Below are 360 nucleotides of genomic sequence, written 5' to 3' on the forward strand. Positions count from 1 at the left end.
GGGGAGAATGGCCGGACGACACCTGGAAGGGCTGGTGGGGCGACATCCCGCCCTACCACGTTCCGGTCTTCGTACTGACCCATCATGCTCGCGCGCCGCTGGAGATGGCGGGCGGAACGACCTTTCACTTCGTCACCGATGGGCCGGAGGCGGCACTCCAACGCGCCAGGGAAGCTGCGGGCGGCAAGGACATCAGGCTTGGCGGCGGCGTGGCGACGATCCGGCACTATCTGCGTGCGGGGGCCGTCGACGAGATGCATCTCGCGATCGCGCCGATCCTGCTCGGCGCCGGCGAGAACCTCTTCATAGATCTCGACCTGCCAGCATTGGGCTATGCCAGCACGCAGCACAGTGCGACGC

Annotated in this window: 1 protein-coding gene; it reads left to right on the forward strand. The window is 67.2% G+C overall.

Features of this window, described 5'->3' with window-relative positions:
• Positions 1-360: dihydrofolate reductase family protein (locus tag AB4Y92_RS26740; protein WP_441822370.1), on the forward strand; the 360-nt coding region annotated here is incomplete at both ends.

The sequence above is a fragment of the Lysobacter sp. TAB13 genome (genome assembly GCF_052113885.1).
In the GTDB taxonomy this organism is placed as follows: domain Bacteria; phylum Pseudomonadota; class Gammaproteobacteria; order Xanthomonadales; family Xanthomonadaceae; genus Lysobacter; species Lysobacter gummosus.